Below are 17,225 nucleotides of genomic sequence, written 5' to 3'. Positions count from 1 at the left end.
GTCCCCATTCCCCAAAACGCTTATTTCAAGGCAACTTCAACCTTTGCTACTGATACTTCTTTGGTTATTGGTTCAACAGTAACTTGAGCAGGTGTGGTTGAACTCCTTGACCACAGCGCCACAGCCGGAATCACACCTAGCAATAAGCCGAGTAACACAGGGATAGAGAATCCAGCGGCCAAGCTGAGTCCAGCGGCGAAGACAAAGTTAGTTAAATAAACGACTAAGGGCAGATTGAGTTGCGATCGCTCTAATTTAATCGAGGTATTTCTCCACAATAATCCTGCCACACTCATAAACAGGGCGCTAGTACCAAACCAACCCATATAGTTCTGGTAAGGTGTTCCAAAGAAAGCTCCTGGTTGTTCCCAATACCAAAAGGGCAGAGAAGTTTGACTCATAGCCGGTTCAAGGGCAAAGTCCCAGCAAGTGAAGAGCAAAGCACCAACGGCTATCGCAGCAATATGGCGTCCCCAACTGGGTTTTTGAGGCACTTTCAAACCAGTTCTCGCAATTAAGTAACACGACAGCCCAACATAAAACCAAGATAAAGGAATTGTGAAAGGAACTAGCCCCCCAATTTTATAACCCAAGCCACTCAAGTAGCTATAATCACCAAATGGAAACCCTGTACTCGTTCCCAGTAGTTCACTCCCCAAAGAGATAAACATAGCCGGTAGCATAAATGCCAGCCAAGTTCCTAATCCCAACGTCCGGTAGGCATAAATAGAGACAGCTACTGTCCCTAAGATGATATCAACTACACCACCGCCAGCCATACTTAACTGTACGGCAGTTTCTCCTACCTGCGATAAGTTGAAAATTCTTTCGGCATTAGGTACTACCAGTAGCATCCCTACCAGTCCAAAGGCTTTTGACGCGATATGACCAATGAGGCATACGCGTTCAGCAATAATAAGTTGTCTCATGATAATTCCTTAACAAGATGTGACACGCGGCTACTCGGCTGCTAACAGTTTACAAATCTTTAACTACTTTGTACCGCAATTTTCGACAAACTTGTTTGGCTTTCTTGGGAACAGCATAAAAGTCTATTGATTGAAGCTATAAAAATATGATGCTAAACTTACTAGTTTAAACCATATATTCAAAATCTAAATAATTTTATCTGTAACAACTTCTGGTTTCTTGTCTCACTGATACCCGTATCATAAAAAACTCCTTTGATACTGGGATATCCTTAAGGAAGGACAATCATCATAAACTGAGCAAATCCTCAAGCAAAATAAAGTCTTGAGTTACTACACTTATTTATGCGATAAGACCTTAACCCTGTACTAGAAATATAAACCCATGTCAATTTTGAAAAGAGTTCCTTGGGTGTCCCTGGCGCTAGTACTGCTGAGTTACAGTACTTTGGGCTGGGTAATATCTGAAACACGTGCTTCTATGTTTGTGTGGGTGGTAACTGTAGTTGCTATCTTAATTTTAATCGTAACTTTGACCGCTCCTTGGCCGAAGATGACATATTACTACAGTATTTTTCTTCAATCAAATACCAGGTCTTTCGGCATTGCCGTCTTAGCAGCTTTCTTGTTTTTTATCATGATTGCCTGGTTTGGGGTATTTCTTGATACTTTGTTGATCCTTTCAGCGACTATATTAGTCAGGATAGACTTTCAAAGAGCTGGTCTTAAGGGAGGCGTAGCTTTTTTAACTGCCTCTATCTTTTCATTGGGAGGTTTAGCTTTGGGTGCGTTAATATACAAGTTCATATATTCCCAAATTCCGCTAACGTGATCAAGTATATCCCAAAAAGTGAGAGATGCCTGGGTTGGGTTGCGCCAATGCTTCAGAAGCAGTATTATTTCCCCACAACTTTATTTGTACTCAAATTTCCAACTTCTTAAAAAATCGGGAATATTGTTTACTACTTACTTGGGTTCAAAATGCAGGCTGTTCAAACAGCAGTAGAGAGAGGAAAAAATCCATAATAAAAATAGATACCCAACTAGTAACAACTGCTTTTGTTGCCGATTCTCCTACTTCCTTTGCTCCCCCTCTAGTAGTTAAACCCCAACTACAGCCAATGACAGCAACCAGCACTCCAAAAATAAACCCTTTTAGCAAAATAATAAATAAATCTGACGGTTCTAAAAAATTTCTGACTGATTCTAAAAATGTTTCAGGAATAATTTGGTAAAACTTTGATGCAGCAAAAACTCCGCCGATAATGCCCGTAACTAAAGCCAAAATCGTCATCAAAGGCACCATCAAACAACAAGCAATTACTCTAGGAAGTACTAGATAATCAATTGGATCGGTTTTGAGCATATAAAGTGCATCAATTTGCTCTGTGACTCGCATTGCACCTATTTCTGCTGCAAAAGCAGAACCTACTTGTCCCGCCATAATACTAGCGGTCAAAATTGGAGCCAATTCTCTACAAAAAGCTAAGGCAAAAGCACCTCCCACAGCATTGACAGCCCCAAATCGGGCTAATTCCCTCGTTATCTGAATAGTAAAAATCATTCCTGCAAAACCGCTGACAAGGAGAACTGGAGAAATAGAACCTGGTCCAGCGGTAACAAGATGTTGCAAAATCTTGCGATAGTACGTTTTCCCTTGGAGTAAATGTAGCCACACTTGACCAAAGAGCAGTATTGCTGCAAAACAGCGTGTAATCCCAGATTGCTCAAAATTTGTTTTTGGTTGCAATTTTATCGTCCTTACGACTGACCTTTTTTTGCACATTTGTTGTTATGTCAATTCTTAAAAATAAGACTACAGATACAATTGGTGGAAACCCAGCCAAATGTAATCTGACTTTCTTAATTAAATAGACGCACTAAGTGCGGTTTCTTGCAGGATCTTACGAATTGGTATTAGGGTATGGTACATGAACAGATGCACCAGTACCGCAAGGCAGAATTCAAAATTCAAAATTCAAAATTCAAAATTAATACAGTGTAAGCGTTTCATTGATTTGGAATGGTGAGGCAGTCCGGTCTTGGGGGTTCCCCGATGAGGAACTGCCGTTAGCGCAGCGTTAGCGAGCCGGCGAGCGTCACCCGTTAGCGCAGCGTTAGCGAGTCATCGAGCGTCAGGGGTGGTTTATTTCAACCGTGTTGTACTAGATGTTTACCCTCAAAGTAGAGAAGGTGTTTGGGCATGGTTCAATTTAGCTTAGTAAACTTTAGCGGAAAATAGCACATAAAGCATTGTGAGCTTTTTTGCTACTGCTCTCATGCTTTGCGTGCTTTGGAGTTGCAATCTCTAGTCTGTCAAACTAGGAAAAGTAATTGAATCAACTCAAAGGTTGAAAAATTTAATCATATTTCCAAATAATGTTAAACAATTTTTTATGAGCAGGATTAAATACATAATATTTCTGTTGCTATTAATACTACCTTTCTCCGTGGTACATCCGGCTTTTGCATCTGTATGCCGCAATTACGCTGTCTACGACGGTCTACGCCATCAGATTTGCATTCTCAGTATCAGCCGAAGTGCTAAAAATTATTGGGAATACAAAGCAATTATTAGCGTAGATGGCATAAAAAGACCTACAGAGGTTTACAATTGTCGCGAAAGAGTCAAGGTTCAACAAGCTGGAACTGTTTTGCCCTTTGAGCAAAAAGACCCTGGTGAGATGATATGCAGCTTTTTTAATTCTTCTCGACGGTAAACACGCGCCAGATAATGAACACGGGTTTAACTCTTAACAAGATAGGAAAATGCGCCAGGTGCGATCGCACCCATATTTAGCATGATGCAATTGCTCTGAGGGATGAACGAGGCAAGCATAGCACAAGCCCTTGGCAGATTAATGTAGGTTGGTGTATTTTAGGAGATCAAAAAAGACTAGTCAAAAATTCTTAGCTAATTTTCCGGAATGGGTAACAATGGCGTGGTAGTAAATATCAGAGCATCGATATTATACTGAACCTCTATAACTAACCTTCGGGGAATATATCCCCATTGTTTTCTCTCAAAAACCCGGTCATTAAGACCGGGTTTTTGGTGTTTATACCAGGGCAAACGCATCTAAATATTGACGAGCCTGAATCATGGTGAAATACACCAAGACTCAAACTACATAGGGCTTTCAGGATATTAAACCTCACTTTAGATGAAAATAATAATCATTATTAGGGGAGAGTTAGAGGCAGCCGACGGACGGCTGCCTGAATTTTCACGGTCAGTTCTCAAGTCACTAAATAGCGTAAGTTTTCTCACAGTCTGATTCTCAATAGTTTTAGATTAATGACTAGGAATCACGAGAAGATCAGCGAAAAGAAAAACTCAATTTATGCGATAGCTAACTGACCAAGGGAGCAATGCGATTTTGTCAGATTCGGTAAACGAGGTGCGATCGCTAAAAATCAAATCTGAGTACTAAGTAATTTCATTTACAATTTACTACTTAATATGTATAAATATATTTTTATTACTGATGAAAGGATTTAGCGATCGCACCTTTTTTCCCAGACCTCACCAAATCGCGTTGCTCCCCTGACCAAAGTGACTTTTACAGATGTTGTGAAAAGTCAGGACAGCTGCCCTTCATTGAACGTGGTATTCTCACATTGATCACAAAGAAGAATTACGTTCTTATTCTCCTCTCTATGAAGCTCAAACCCAAAATTACGATTGCTGACCATTTTGCGGTGATACAAGATCCACGAATAGATCGCACCAAACGACATAAATTAATCGATATCATGACCATTGCCGTATGTGCTGTGATTTGTGGTGCGGATGGTTGGGTAGCCGTAGAGACTTATGGTTGTGCAAAGTATGAATGGTTAAAAACATTTTTAGAATTACCAAATGGGATTCCGTCCCACGATACATTTGCAAGAGTATTTGCACAAATAAATCCTCAACAGTTCCAGGAATGTTTTCTGAGCTGGATGAAATCAATACAGAAGATAACTGATGGTGAAGTTGTCGCACTTGATGGGAAAACTTTACGTGGTTCTTATGATACAAGTAGTGACCAAAGCGCAATTATAATGGTAAGCGCCTGGGCAACTACAAATAAATTAGTGCTGGGACAAGTAAAAGTAGATGAAAAATCAAATGAAATTACAGCAATTCCAGAATTATTAAAGGTATTAGAACTGTCAGGATGTATTGTGACCATTGATGCAATTGGCTGCCAGAAGGAGATTGTGAAGCTAATCACTCTAGCATTATGCAGATTATGTAATTGCGTTAAAGAAGAATCAAGGAAATCTTTATGATGAAGTCGAAAAACTATTCTCTTCAGGGATAGCCACAGGTTTTGATGGGATTAAACATAGCACATATAAAACAGAAGGAACAGGGCATGGCCGTCATGAAATTCGCAATTACGTAATGTTCTCTCAAATTGAATCTCGGCTTAACCCAGATTCGATTTGGTCAAATTTTAATAGTGTTGGCATGGTAGAATCTGTCCGTTCATTCAATGGTGAAACAACGGTTGAAACTCGGTATTTTATCAGTAGCCTTGAGTCAGATGCTAAACAGTTTGGTAATTCTATTCGCAGCCATTGGGGAATTGAAAATTCATTGCATTGGCTATTGGATGTTGCCTTAAGAGAAGATGACTGTCGAATTAGAAAAGATAATGCTCCACAGAATTTTGCAATTCTCAGACATATTGCAGTCAATCTTTTAACTCAAGAGAAGCGTGTCAAACGTGGAATCAAAAATAAACAGTTTCTTGCAGCGATGGATAACAAATATTTACTAAGTATTTTAGCGTTAGCTTAAAATAGTACATCAAAACTTGAGTTGAATGTTTTACATAAAAGTTTTATTTATCCTCTAAGTAAATATATTCTTATGTAGCTCATAATTGAATTATTTTAGTATTGACGATTAGTCATTGAGTTGAAGTAAGCTAATTCACATTTTGAAAAAATATTTGATTTGTTTTATTTATCATTTCACCAATTTTTACAATTATCTATGTCATTTTGGAATCTCCCTTAGTTTTTATTAGTAAATAAGATGCGTTTGCCCTGGTGTTTATACCAAGTTACAGTCGAGCAAATCAGGGACAGAGCGATACCTATAGCTGGCTACGCCAACGCAATACTTCTTTAAACTGTCTACGTATCAAATAAAACTATTGTCCAGAAACTTTTAAGAGATTTTATTGGTCTGGTTCTCCAAATTCTGCAAAAATCAACCAATGTCATCTTCTGCTCAAGGTATTCCCGGATTACCCGATTTGACGCATCCAATTGAGCTTGTTCAATTTGGAACCCAGGCGCTCAAAGCTTCACTGTTATTAGTATTTTTGGTCGTAGGTTTGGGAGTTGCGATCGCACTGATAAGTTTTTCTCTCCGTCGCAGCCAGCCGGAACAATTTATATTCATTGGCGAATGGGCTGTTGGTTATTCCCAACTATTGCGGGGATTACAGCATTTAACTCTAATATTAATTCTGTTAGTACCAGGATTTTTTCTTTGTTCAACTTTGAGCAATCGTTATCACCACTGGGAACAAACAAGGGTAGCTCAAGTGGCCCAAAGTGTCGCAGGTGAAAAGCTCGAACAATCTGCCCCGCAAGTGCGCTACACTACCCAAGAGCCATACTCATATACTACGCAAGCCAATGGCAAAATAGTCAAAGTCAATGATACGCGAGAGATTAACCGCTTCTTAACGCTGGGTGGTTCACAAATTCAAGTCAAGCTAGACCAAAGCGTAGATGTTCCAGGTCGTAGTTCAATTTATCGCGTAGAATACACTGCTGATTATAAAGTAGTTAACCAACTCAAGGATATTAATAATTTCTTTTTTGAAGCATCGCCACCTAACGGCTACACACTGCTTGCTGGCTACAAAGTAGAGCGTAACGGTACTAGGTTACAACAAACCAATCTGGGAGACTATGGCTTTCCCTTTCAGCTGCAACCAGGAGAAGAAACTACCTTTCGAGTCACCTATCAGGCTCAAGGCGGGCCTCGCTGGGTTTATAGCGCCGCCGGACAGTTGCTTTCTAATTTTCGCCTCACAGCAATTGCCAACTTTGCTCCGGCTGATTTTGCCAGTGGTGTTGTACCGAATGAGATTAAAGTTAATGGACGTAGTACTCAGTTTACTTGGAAATTTGACGATAATGTTTCAGTCAAAAATCCCTTTGGAGTGTTTACGAACACCGACCCCATTCGTCATACTGGTATCATTCCCCGGCTTTTGTTATTAGCACCGGCAATATTTTTGTGGTGGATATTGTTGTTATATTTGTCACTGCCAATGAGTTTCAGAAATATTGCGATCGCTAGTAGTATTTTCTTTGCTTGTCTGTTGACTTTGACCTATCTAGCTCGCATTATTAATGCTCAGTTGGCTTGGACTTTAATTTCGATCATTTTACTAATTTTAACATGGGGATTGGGAGCTAGCCGCAGTGCTTCCCTAGCTGCGATCGTTGCTACTATTGCTGGAGCAGTGCTACCGATTTTTGGATTATTAGTACCGTTTAGCGGACTAACTCTTAGTTTAGCGGGTTTGCTTTCAGCAGTTTGGCTTGCAGTTCGTCACTGGTATGGCTGGTACAGTTTGCACCCAGAAGATCAAAGATTACAGACTCAAAAAGATGCTAAAGATTAGATGATTCCGTTATGATTAGCGAAGTTTTAGCGTGGGGCATTTATGGATAACGATTTACTCGCTTTCTTTGCAGCTGCTGGGTTACTCATTCTCTATCTTATCTTCTCAGCTTTAACTGAAATGGGGACTAAATTGCCTTGGAAGAAATAAGCTGATCGGCTAAAAAGTTTACACTTTTAAACCTCATTGGGCTTGGAAAAAAAAGTAACCATCATTTAGGCTTAGGTAATATATTTATTGTTCGAGAGAGTGCCAAATGCGCGATCCAGAGAAGAACCATATTAAAATCGATCCGGCAACCCTCGTTTTGATTGTATCTGTCTTAATACTCTTGCCTTTGCTGGTTGTTGGTTTTTTCTCGCAGTGAGGCTAGTACCGCAAGGCGGAAGTCAAAAGTCAAAAGCCAAAAGTCAAAAGAATTATATTCCAAGCTCTTGCGCCATTTGAAATGGTATGTTTATTTGCGCCATGTTGTACTAGTGAGGAATACTCAACAGATATTAATCAACCCTAAGAACGCCACCCCCGCCAAAGCTACGCTTTCTCTCCCCTCTTCTTGCTAAGGGGAAGGAATTAAGGGATGGGGTGGAATAGCTATGGAAATCTATAACTATTATCCAAAAACAATACTACATTCGTTAATGCAACGGCTGACAATGCGATTGTTTCGACTAACAATGCGATTGTATTGACCTGCAAAAATTAATCTGCTCTTTCTTTAATAGGACTTACGCAGAATAGATCCCCCAACCCCCTTAAAAAGGGGGCTTTTCAGATCCCCCCCTTTTTAAGGGGGGTTAGGGGGGATCGAGGTTTCAGGTTTTCACTGCGTAAGTCCTATTTAATTGTTGGGATTGGTAAAAAGAGTAAGTAAGTGTAAAGTATCAGCTTTCCTTCCATTCTCAAACAATGTTAATACGATACCTATGGCGGGCTACGCCTACGCCTTTTGTATTAGGTGCGTTACACTACTGTTAACGCACCTGATTGCGTAAAAGCTACTTAGGCAAAACCTGCCGTAGTGCTGCTAAAAGTTGGTCAACACTTTCCTTTCGACTATTAAAGCCCATCAATCCCACGCGCCAAACAAGACCCGCGAGTTCGCCAAGACCACCGCCAATTTCAATATTATGTTCGTTGAGTAACTGCCGAGCGATCGCTTTACCATCTACCCCGGCTGGAATGCGGACAGTGGTAAGCGTTGGCAGTCTATACTCTTGCTCAACGTGCATACTCAGTCCTAAATTCTCTAAACCTTCCCAGAGATATTCTACGTTCTTTTGATGCCGCTGCCAGGAATTTGCTAATCCCTCTTCTGCAAGCAAACGCAGTGCTTCCCGCAATGCATAATATAAATTAATCGGTGCGGTGTGGTGATAGGTGCGTTCAGCACCCCAATACTTGCCTAGCAACAACATATCTAAATACCAGTTTGCAACTTTCGTTTGGCGCTGTTGCAATTTTTCAACTGCACGCGCACTCATCGTAAAGGGAGAAGCACCAGGCGGGCAACCTAACCCTTTTTGGCTACAACTATAGGCTAAGTCAACTCCCCAAGCATCCAAAAACAACGGGACGCCGCCCAAACTTGTCACCGTATCCACTAATAACAAAGTGCCAAATTCACGACACAAATCAGCGACCCCTTCCAAGGGTTGACGTGCGCCGGTGGAGGTTTCGGCATGAACTAGAGCTAAGATAGTTGGACGATGAGTTTTTAAGGCAGTTTGGAGTTCATCCAAGTTGAAGACTTGTCCCCAAGGTTTGGTAATGCTTCGGACATCAGCGCCATAACGTCCAGCCATATCTACGAGGCGATTACCAAAGTAACCAGCTACACCAATCAAAACCACATCACCGGGTTCTACAGCATTGGCGATGGTTGCTTCCATTGCAGCTGTTCCCGTACCACTGACTGCAATGGTAAGTGAGTTTTCTGTTTGCCATACGTAGCGTAGCAACGACTGAATTTCATCCATGAGTGCGAGAAAAGCTGGGTCAAGATGCCCAACGGGTGAAGTATTCATCGCTTGCAGAACTGTAGGATGGGCATTGGAGGGCCCAGGCCCTAACAGTAGACGGGATGGAATTTCTAGCGGTGTGAGTTGCAAGCGCCCAGAGTCGTTAATTGAAATTGTTTGCCTCATAAATCTGTCTTTGCTTAGATGATACTTACCGGATCATAGAGCGATGGCTTCGCCAACGCCAGAGGCGAACGCATCACCAATGTTTTAGTGAATCTGTCATTTGCCAGAAGATGCGATTACGGCAAAGTATTACAGTGATTCAAACAAATGTGTGAGAGTATATTTATTCACTTACCTGGAGACATAATTATGGTTTTTGCTGGCAAACGACCAAATAATTTAGGTATTAGCAACGGTAATTTAGCATCTTGCCCTAATTCCCCCAATTGCGTTTCTAGTCAGAGTACAGATGCATCTCACCAAATTGCACCACTGACTTTTACATCTACTCCAGAAGAAGCGATCGCTAATCTTAAACAGATTATTGAGTCTTTACCAAGAACCAAAATCATTACCGAAAATAAAGATTATTTATATGCAGAATTTAAAAGTGCTTTATTAAGATTTGTGGATGATGTAGAATTCTATCTAGACCGGAATGCCAATATTATCCACGTGCGTTCAGCTTCACGTTTAGGTCAGAGCGATTTGGGTGTTAATCGTCAACGAATAGAGACGATTAGAGCTAAGTTCAAGTAATTTGCAATTGAACTAAAAACTGGAGATTAAAGACTGGGAAGATAAAGAAGTAGTTGGACAAAATTAATTACACAATGTCATGACGAGTGAGACATTCGTGTAGCCTATCATAGAAAAGAGAGACAATCTCAGAGTATTGGATTGCTTAACTTGGTTTGCAATCGTTGTAAATATTTTTGTCCATCTACTTATGTGGATTCAGACCCCAGTAAAATCTGGAATGACGATTGGGTAAAGTGCTGTGGTGTTTCACCGAAAACTATGAATTACGAATTAGTTAAACTCTGCGATCGCAATATTTGTGAGACTTAATTTATTTAAAAACTTTGACTCCCGACCCCGACTGATGATTGCTGGCGGACTTGCTGTATTAGTTTTAGTAATCCTGCCGCATTCTCTGCACTTACCTACTCGCCTTCTCTGCGCTTGGAACTCTGGTATTGACTTTTTCTTAGCGATAACGTGGTGGAAAATGATTAAGGCTAACCCAGAAAAAATCCGCCGTTATGCTGAGAATGAATATGAAGGACATTTGGCTATATTTATACTGGTGATTGCTGCGGCTTGTGCCAGTGTTTTAGCCATTGGGTTTTTATTAACTGATAAAAAAGGGTTGTCAACAATTCTGCTTACCCTACATGTCATACTTTCGATTATGACCATTGTCGGTTCCTGGCTACTAGTGCATACGATGTTTGCAGTGCAATATGCACACAGCTATTACAAATATATTAATCGTAATCATAGTGAAGAGATCACCGGAGGTTTAGATTTTCCTCATAACGACTATCCAGATTACTGGGAATTTTTATATTATTCATTTGTAGTCGGCATGACCAGTCAAGTTTCAGATGTGCAGACAACATCACCCGGTATGAGACGCTTGACTCTGTTACATGGCATATTATCCTTCTTTTTCAATACCACCATTTTAGCTATGAGTATTAATATCATTGCATCGCTGATTTAAAAGCTATGAGAAATGTGGTTTTGTGAAGGTAAAGCTATTGCCCGCAAATGAACTCTATGAAGGAGAATAGTCAGATTGTTGGCTCATGGCAATAGAGCCAAAGTAAATCATCACCCCTCTAATTTACATGGTTCCTCAGTTAATTTCTGACCAGATACCGCGAGTAGTATATCAGCCTATATCATAGCTAGAGTCGGTTACTAAATTAACTTGCGTGTTCCCAGTCACTAAGTAACTCATGTTGTTGGACTATTTTATGGCATTTACGGAATGGTACTTTAGGATTACCAATACTTCTACCAGGAAAAGACTGTTTTTTCGTCTTGGTAGGTCTATTTTCTAGGATTGTTGAACTGAACTGTTGGGTTTTCATTGGTAAATAAATCTCTGATTAAAACCTGAGCACTAATTTATAACATCAATTTGCAAACGGCAAATTTCTGAAGAAAAAAAAAGACATATAGCAATCCTAAATCATTCGTGAGATAGAAAATAGCTGTAATGCTTATATATACGTACTTTTTGTCTCTGTATTTTCTCGCATTTCAATTCTGATTGCTATATTTACAGTGAGGTACACCCGTAGGGGCACGGCACTGCCGTGCCCCTACACCCCACGATATAATGTTGTAGCGCATCTGAATGGGAACCGCTATAGTTTTCAGGTAAATAGACCACGCGGTAGGGGCGCAAGGCCTTGCGCCCCTATAACAGAAGTGGTTCAAATACATGAATTCTGCTGTAATTTCTAAAGGAAAGAAGAGAAATTAAAAAGTTTATTTACTCTGAAGGTTAAGTGTGCCCAATAAGACTAACGATCGCTGCGGCTAAATCCACTGGATCGACGGGTTTAGGTAGGTGTTTTTGAAATCCTGCTGCCATTGCTTGGTTGTAGTTAAGTTCTCCAGCGTAAGCAGTCAAGGCGATCGCCGGAATTTGTCCGCCTTGCTCTGGCGGTAATTTTCTCACCTCGCCCAGCAACATATACCCATCCATCAAGGGCATTCCAATATCGCTTAAGAGGATATCTGGCTTTGATTGCACTAATGTTTGCAGCGCTTCATCTGCTGATTCAACTGCCGTTACCGTCGCGCCATATTGTTCCAGCGCAAAGCTAAAAAACTCTCGCACATCAGCTTGATCGTCCACAAGCAGGATTTGTACTCCAGCAAGTAATGTGTCGTCATTACTGACTTCTGGTTGAGGAGCTTTACCACTGCTAACTCGCAACTCAGAATTTTTGAGCAAAGGTAGTTTGACTGTGAAGGTAGCCCCTTGTCCTTCTCCCAAACTCTCTGCTTGAACTGTGCCACCGTGAAGTTCTACTAGATGACGCACAATTGCTAGTCCCAATCCCAGTCCGCCAAATACTCTGGTTGTCTTAGCATCTGCTTGCCGAAAGTAATCAAAGACGTAGGGCAAAAATTCTGGGTTTATTCCTTTGCCTGTATCAATTACCTGGATTTGGGCATCTAAACCAACTTGCTCTAGACGCACTTCTACAAGTCCTTCTGTGGGTGTGAATTTAACGGCATTGGAGAGGAGATTCCACATCACTTGTTGCAAGCGATCGCCATCGCCGAGAACTTTGCCGATATCATTATTTAACACCGTTTGAATTTGAATTGATTTGGCTTCTGCTGCTAAACGCACTGTTTCTAATGCAGATGCGATCGCTATTTTCAAATCCACTGCATGGAGATTTAACCTGACTTTACCTTGCAAAATCCGCGAAACATCAAGTAAATCTCCAATCAATTGGGTTTGTAACTTTGCATTCCGCTCGATTGTTTCTAGTGCCTGGATTCTAGTGGCTTCGTTGAACTTGCGGGTTCTGAGTAACTTTGCCCACCCTAAAATTGGATTTAAAGGAGTTCGGAGTTCGTGGGAAAGGACAGCAAGAAATTCATCTTTAATGCGGTTGGCTGTCTCGGCTTCTGCCCTGGCAATCTTTTCGGCTTCGTAAAGTTGAGCGCGGGCGATCGCTTGCGCACACTGCTGTCCCAGTGTCAACATAAATCCCCGGTCTTCTTCATTAAATATTTGTCCGGTAGTAAAGCTTAATCCCAAAGCCCCAATTACTTTACCTTCTACTATCAAGGGAATGGAAGCCCAGGCATTATTCGCTATAACAGTCACAACATCTGCTAAGTCGGGATATCTAGCAATCATGGCTGCTAAATTTTCTAAAAAAATCGGCTGCCCAGTTCTGACGGTTTCTGCTATTTGGTTAGGTGCTGCGATCGGAAAACTTGTCCAAGTATTTATGAGCGTTTGCGGATAGCCAATTGCTTGCACAACTTTTAGGGTAGTATTTCCTTCAGTAAGTAAGACAACGGAACCACCAGTAGCTTCCAAGGCGGCAATGCCTTGGTTCACCACTACATCAGCCACCTGTTGGGGAGTTAAGGCTTCGGAGAAGGCAGCAGTTATTTTTTGTAAAAGTACTGTGCGATTGACAGACCGTTGAGTTTCCTGGTAAAGTCTGGCGTTGTCGATGGCTGTAGCTGCCCGCCGAGCAATATCTTCTGCTAAAGCCAAGTCTGTTTGTTGATAGTACCGACCAGATTCGGCGGTAAAAAAAGAGATTGCTCCAAATAATTGCCCGCGAGAACGAACTGGAATCACCATTAGAGAACGAATACCCAGACTTTGCAGCAATTGCCGATGTTCGTTGTCTTCCGACATCTGTAGAAGATGTGAGTCAGATAATTCGGGATAAAAGACAGATATTCCTAGCCTTAGCTGCTGTACAAGCTGTTTGGCTCTGGTTTGGGGTCGATAACGCCGTCGGATTTCGTCTAAAATATTTAGTTTTGTGGGATCGGCAATTGCGATCGCAATTTGTTTACTTGACCAATCTTCCTGGAAGACATCTACAATACACAAATCGGCTAAAGTTGGAACTGCTAAATTTGCTACATTTTCTAAGGTGATTTCATAATCCAATGAGGCAGCTAGTAAGGTGCTGGCTTCGACTAAAAAGTTTTGTGTGGCTTCAACTCGTTTGCGATGGCTAATATCCTCAATAATGCCTAATGCATACTTTGGTTGTCCGTTAGCATCCCAAACTGCTGATGAAGTTAGGTTTGCCCAAACTATAGAACCATCTTTGCGAATGTAGCGCTTCTCTAGAGAATAACCACTAATTTCTTTTGCTAAAACTCGCTGGGCATTTTCCCAATCAACTTCTAAGTCGTCAGGGTGGGTAATTTCCTGAAAGTTCATTTGAATTAACTCTTCATAGGTATACCCAGTAATTTCGCATAGGGCAGGATTAACTTGCAGAAATCGCCCATCCAACCCTACTAGAGTAATACCAACAGCTGCTTGATTGAACATTGCCCGAAACCTTTCTTCGCTTTCTCGCAAAGCAACTTCTGTTTGCTTTGCTATTGTCACATCTGCCAAAATAATGCCAATTCCTACCGTTTCACCTATTGCGTTATTAACTGGGTAATAGTTGCCCAGCCAGTAACCGTAACGTCTTAGTTGTCCCCTTGTCTCACCACTGATTTCCATATTCAGCAGGGGTTCTCCAGTCTCTAACACGCGCTGTAACTGTGGCTCTAACTCAGCCGCCATCGCTGGCAACACTTCCCTAAATTTGCGTCCTAGATGTTCTTCTATAGCTAAACCGTTAATGTCAGCGAAAACTTGATTAATTCGGATATATCGCAGTTCCCGATCGAAAAAGCATACGGCAACAGGAGCCGCTCCTAGCAACGCATCTAGAAGAGATAGCGATTCGGCATAATGGAGTAAAGCCTGGTGGATGTCTCGATAAAGTTGGGCATTTTCCACTGCTAAGGCAGCACGATGAGTAATATCTGTTGCTAAAGTTAGGTCAGTGCGATCGTAGCGACGGTCTGATAGGGTGTTGATAAAGGTAATACAGCCGAGTATGCGCCCTTTTGCGATTAACGGCACAATCATTACAGACTTCATCCCCAATTGCCGAACAAGTTCTAAGTGTTCCTGATTCTGAGTAGTTGCTATTAATAGCGAGTCAGATACCTCTGAGATCAATTCACTTTGGCCAGTTTGTAGTACTCTAGTAATTGCACTTGCACCCTTATAATCTGTCACATACTCTTGAAGTTTACGCGCCAACTCCGCTTTCGATGGGTCTGCATGAGCAATAGGTAGGCGGCGAATGGAGCCATCCTCATTTAAAATATCGACGCTGCACCAATCGGCAAGCTGGGGAACTGAAATTTTGGCTATCTGTTGTAAGGTTTGTTCATAATCTAACGAAGTAGAGAGTAAACTACTAATTTGGGCGATATAGCGGAGTCTTTCCTCAGCCTGTTTGCGCTCTGTAATATCGAGAACAAAAAAAGCTCCTCGATCTATAGTCCCTTCAAAATGGCTACCACCTGCCAAAACAGGCAAGCGTGAGCCGTCTTTACGGATATATTCTTTTTGATATGGTGTGCAAAATAAACTGTCTTGAAATTGAGTTAGTGCTTGCTTATCAAGTGGTAAGTATTCTGTAGGAGTTAGGTCTTGCCAGCGAAGTGTATTGGCAAGTAATTCTTCACGGGTATAACCGACCATATTCAGCAAGGCATCGTTAGCGTCTGTAATCCTGCCGTCTCTATCCCAGAAGCCGATACCAATCATGTTTGACTCAACCACACTACGAAACTTAGCTTCACTTTCCCGTAATGCTTGTTCAGTTTGTTTCAGTTGAGTAATATCAATTGAACTAATGCCCACTCCCAACAACTGCCCATTCGGCAAACACACCGGATAATAGCTGACAAGACCATAACGATATACTCCAGGCGGATAGGTTTCACCGCTCACTTCCTGGTTAAGTAAGGGCTGCCTCGTTTCCATCACTTGCTCAAAAACAGGCTCAATTTGCGCTGCCCATTCTGGTAGTACTTCCCTAAAGGTGCGACCAATATGTTGAGTTTGCGGTACACCGTTAATGGCAGCTAGCGTTTCATTTGCATGAATATAGCGCAGTTCCGGATCGAGAAAAGCCAGCGCCACTGGTGAACTAGTAAGCCAAGCATTGATTAACGCCAGAGATTCGTCTTTTTGCTGAATAGCTTGCTGAAGTTCCTGGTGCAACCTGGCTTTTTCTAGTTCTGCCTGCCTACGCTCAGTAATATTCACACCTGCACAGGTGATACCTAAAATGCTATTGTCTGCATCCTTTAGCGGTTCAACTAGCAAATCGTAGTAACGATTTTCTCCACCAATTGTCAGATAAACTTCTTGGCGGGTTGCAACATCAGTCTCTATTACTTTTAGCTTAATTGCCTTCAATTGCTCTGCGACTAGAGCTGGAAATAATTCGTCATCAGACTTACCTAATATTTCCTCAGTAGTGTCTAGACCTTGAGGATTATGAATCCACTGATATCGCAAATCGCGATCCTGCTGAAAAACCACGATATCTGAACTACTTAAAGCTAATCGAAATCTTTCTTCACTAACTCTCAGCTTTTGGAGATTTCCATCCGCCCGTCTTTTAGCAGTTTTCAATCCCTCACATAAGAAACTAAAGAGCAATCCTTGTAATGCAAATAATCCAATTCGCACAAAATTAGATAAGTCAAGACTCAGCTCATAAGCTGGGGGGAGAAAGAAGTAAGCGCTCAGTAACGCAGACAAGGAAGTTGCTAATAGCCCTGATTTCAAACCACCATACCAAGCACTCAACATTACAGTGCTAAAAAATAGCAGAAAAGGAGTTTCACTCATGCTTAACCAGGGGTCTAGCACCAACATTAGCACTAATGCTAGTGCGACAATTAATACAACAATGCCATAACGCAGTAACTGAGAGTAATGAATATGGGGCATGAAAAGTTCTTGGAACAACCAATACTCATTGCAGAGGCTGTATATACCCTAAGTTAGTTTGCAAATTTTAGTAACTTATCTCCAGATAGATTTTTGCTTAGTTATAAAAATATCTTTTGTCAGAGGTTAA

At 41.3% G+C, this 17,225-nt stretch carries 9 protein-coding genes and 2 pseudogenes; 7 read left to right on the top strand and 4 right to left on the bottom strand.

The window, feature by feature from the left end; translation table 11 throughout:
* Nucleotides 1-20: 20 nt before the first annotated feature.
* Complete coding sequence (gene cruF / locus NLP_RS09455) at nt 21-929, bottom strand: gamma-carotene 1'-hydroxylase CruF (RefSeq protein ID WP_104906176.1); 909 nt, start codon at nt 927-929, stop codon at nt 21-23.
* A 385-nt stretch (nt 930-1,314) separates the two neighbouring features.
* On the opposite strand from cruF, the gene NLP_RS09450 reads away from it, so the two are divergent.
* Nucleotides 1,315-1,761 (top strand): hypothetical protein, encoded by a 447-nt coding sequence (locus NLP_RS09450; protein ID WP_104906175.1) that lies wholly within the window; start codon nt 1,315-1,317, stop codon nt 1,759-1,761.
* 144 nt (nt 1,762-1,905) lie between these two features.
* Here the strand turns inward: NLP_RS09450 and NLP_RS09445 are convergent, their stop codons facing one another.
* Nucleotides 1,906-2,679 (bottom strand): MlaE family lipid ABC transporter permease subunit, encoded by a 774-nt coding sequence (locus NLP_RS09445; RefSeq protein ID WP_104906174.1) that lies wholly within the window; start codon nt 2,677-2,679, stop codon nt 1,906-1,908.
* Between the two features lie 646 nt (nt 2,680-3,325).
* Here NLP_RS09445 and NLP_RS09440 point away from each other — a divergent pair.
* The 3 genes and pseudogenes from NLP_RS09440 to NLP_RS09430 all read left to right on the top strand — a co-directional run bounded on the left by NLP_RS09440 (nt 3,326) and on the right by NLP_RS09430 (nt 7,576).
* A complete protein-coding gene (locus tag NLP_RS09440; RefSeq protein WP_104909823.1) occupies nt 3,326-3,649 on the top strand; it encodes a hypothetical protein in 324 nt (107 codons plus the stop codon).
* Between the two features lie 940 nt (nt 3,650-4,589).
* Nucleotides 4,590-5,724, top strand: a pseudogene (locus tag NLP_RS09435) (ISAs1 family transposase).
* Between the two features lie 424 nt (nt 5,725-6,148).
* Nucleotides 6,149-7,576, top strand: coding sequence for a hypothetical protein (locus NLP_RS09430; protein WP_104906173.1), 1,428 nt, complete (start codon nt 6,149-6,151; stop codon nt 7,574-7,576).
* A gap of 998 nt (nt 7,577-8,574) precedes the next feature.
* Here NLP_RS09430 and NLP_RS09425 read toward each other — a convergent pair.
* The gene (locus NLP_RS09425; protein WP_104906172.1) at nt 8,575-9,723 is read right to left on the bottom strand and encodes an alanine--glyoxylate aminotransferase family protein; all 1,149 of its coding nucleotides are present in this window, start codon (nt 9,721-9,723) and stop codon (nt 8,575-8,577) included.
* Between the two features lie 189 nt (nt 9,724-9,912).
* Here NLP_RS09425 and NLP_RS09420 point away from each other — a divergent pair, with 189 nt between their 5' ends.
* The 3 genes and pseudogenes from NLP_RS09420 to NLP_RS36020 all read left to right on the top strand — a co-directional run.
* Nucleotides 9,913-10,302 (top strand): DUF1499 domain-containing protein, encoded by a 390-nt coding sequence (locus NLP_RS09420; protein WP_104906171.1) that lies wholly within the window; start codon nt 9,913-9,915, stop codon nt 10,300-10,302.
* Nucleotides 10,303-10,603: 301 nt separating this feature from the next.
* Nucleotides 10,604-11,272, top strand: a complete 669-nt coding sequence (locus tag NLP_RS09415; protein ID WP_199784789.1) for a DUF1345 domain-containing protein — start codon at nt 10,604-10,606, stop codon at nt 11,270-11,272.
* Nucleotides 11,271-11,342 (top strand): annotated as a pseudogene (locus tag NLP_RS36020) (GNAT family N-acetyltransferase); the annotation flags it as partial. The gene NLP_RS09415 and the pseudogene NLP_RS36020, both read left to right, overlap by 2 nt.
* 722 nt (nt 11,343-12,064) lie before the next feature.
* Here NLP_RS36020 and NLP_RS09405 read toward each other — a convergent pair.
* Nucleotides 12,065-17,095, bottom strand: a complete 5,031-nt coding sequence (locus tag NLP_RS09405; protein ID WP_104906169.1) for a PAS domain S-box protein — start codon at nt 17,093-17,095, stop codon at nt 12,065-12,067.
* Between the last annotated feature and the right edge of the window lie 130 nt (nt 17,096-17,225).

Source organism: Nostoc sp. 'Lobaria pulmonaria (5183) cyanobiont' (assembly GCF_002949795.1).
Lineage (GTDB): Bacteria > Cyanobacteriota > Cyanobacteriia > Cyanobacteriales > Nostocaceae > Nostoc.
This window is presented reverse-complemented; position numbering and strand designations above follow the sequence as displayed.

What these genes read in the sequence shown, in the direction of transcription:
- cruF (WP_104906176.1), bottom strand. Translation starts at nt 929, where the DNA reads ATGAGACAACTTATTATTGCTGAACGCGTATGCCTCATTGGTCATATC.
- NLP_RS09450 (WP_104906175.1), top strand. Translation starts at nt 1,315, where the DNA reads ATGTCAATTTTGAAAAGAGTTCCTTGGGTGTCCCTGGCGCTAGTACTG.
- NLP_RS09440 (WP_104909823.1), top strand. Translation starts at nt 3,326, where the DNA reads ATGAGCAGGATTAAATACATAATATTTCTGTTGCTATTAATACTACCT.
- NLP_RS09430 (WP_104906173.1), top strand. Translation starts at nt 6,149, where the DNA reads ATGTCATCTTCTGCTCAAGGTATTCCCGGATTACCCGATTTGACGCAT.
- NLP_RS09425 (WP_104906172.1), bottom strand. Translation starts at nt 9,723, where the DNA reads ATGAGGCAAACAATTTCAATTAACGACTCTGGGCGCTTGCAACTCACA.
- NLP_RS09420 (WP_104906171.1), top strand. Translation starts at nt 9,913, where the DNA reads ATGGTTTTTGCTGGCAAACGACCAAATAATTTAGGTATTAGCAACGGT.
- NLP_RS09405 (WP_104906169.1), bottom strand. Translation starts at nt 17,095, where the DNA reads ATGCCCCATATTCATTACTCTCAGTTACTGCGTTATGGCATTGTTGTA.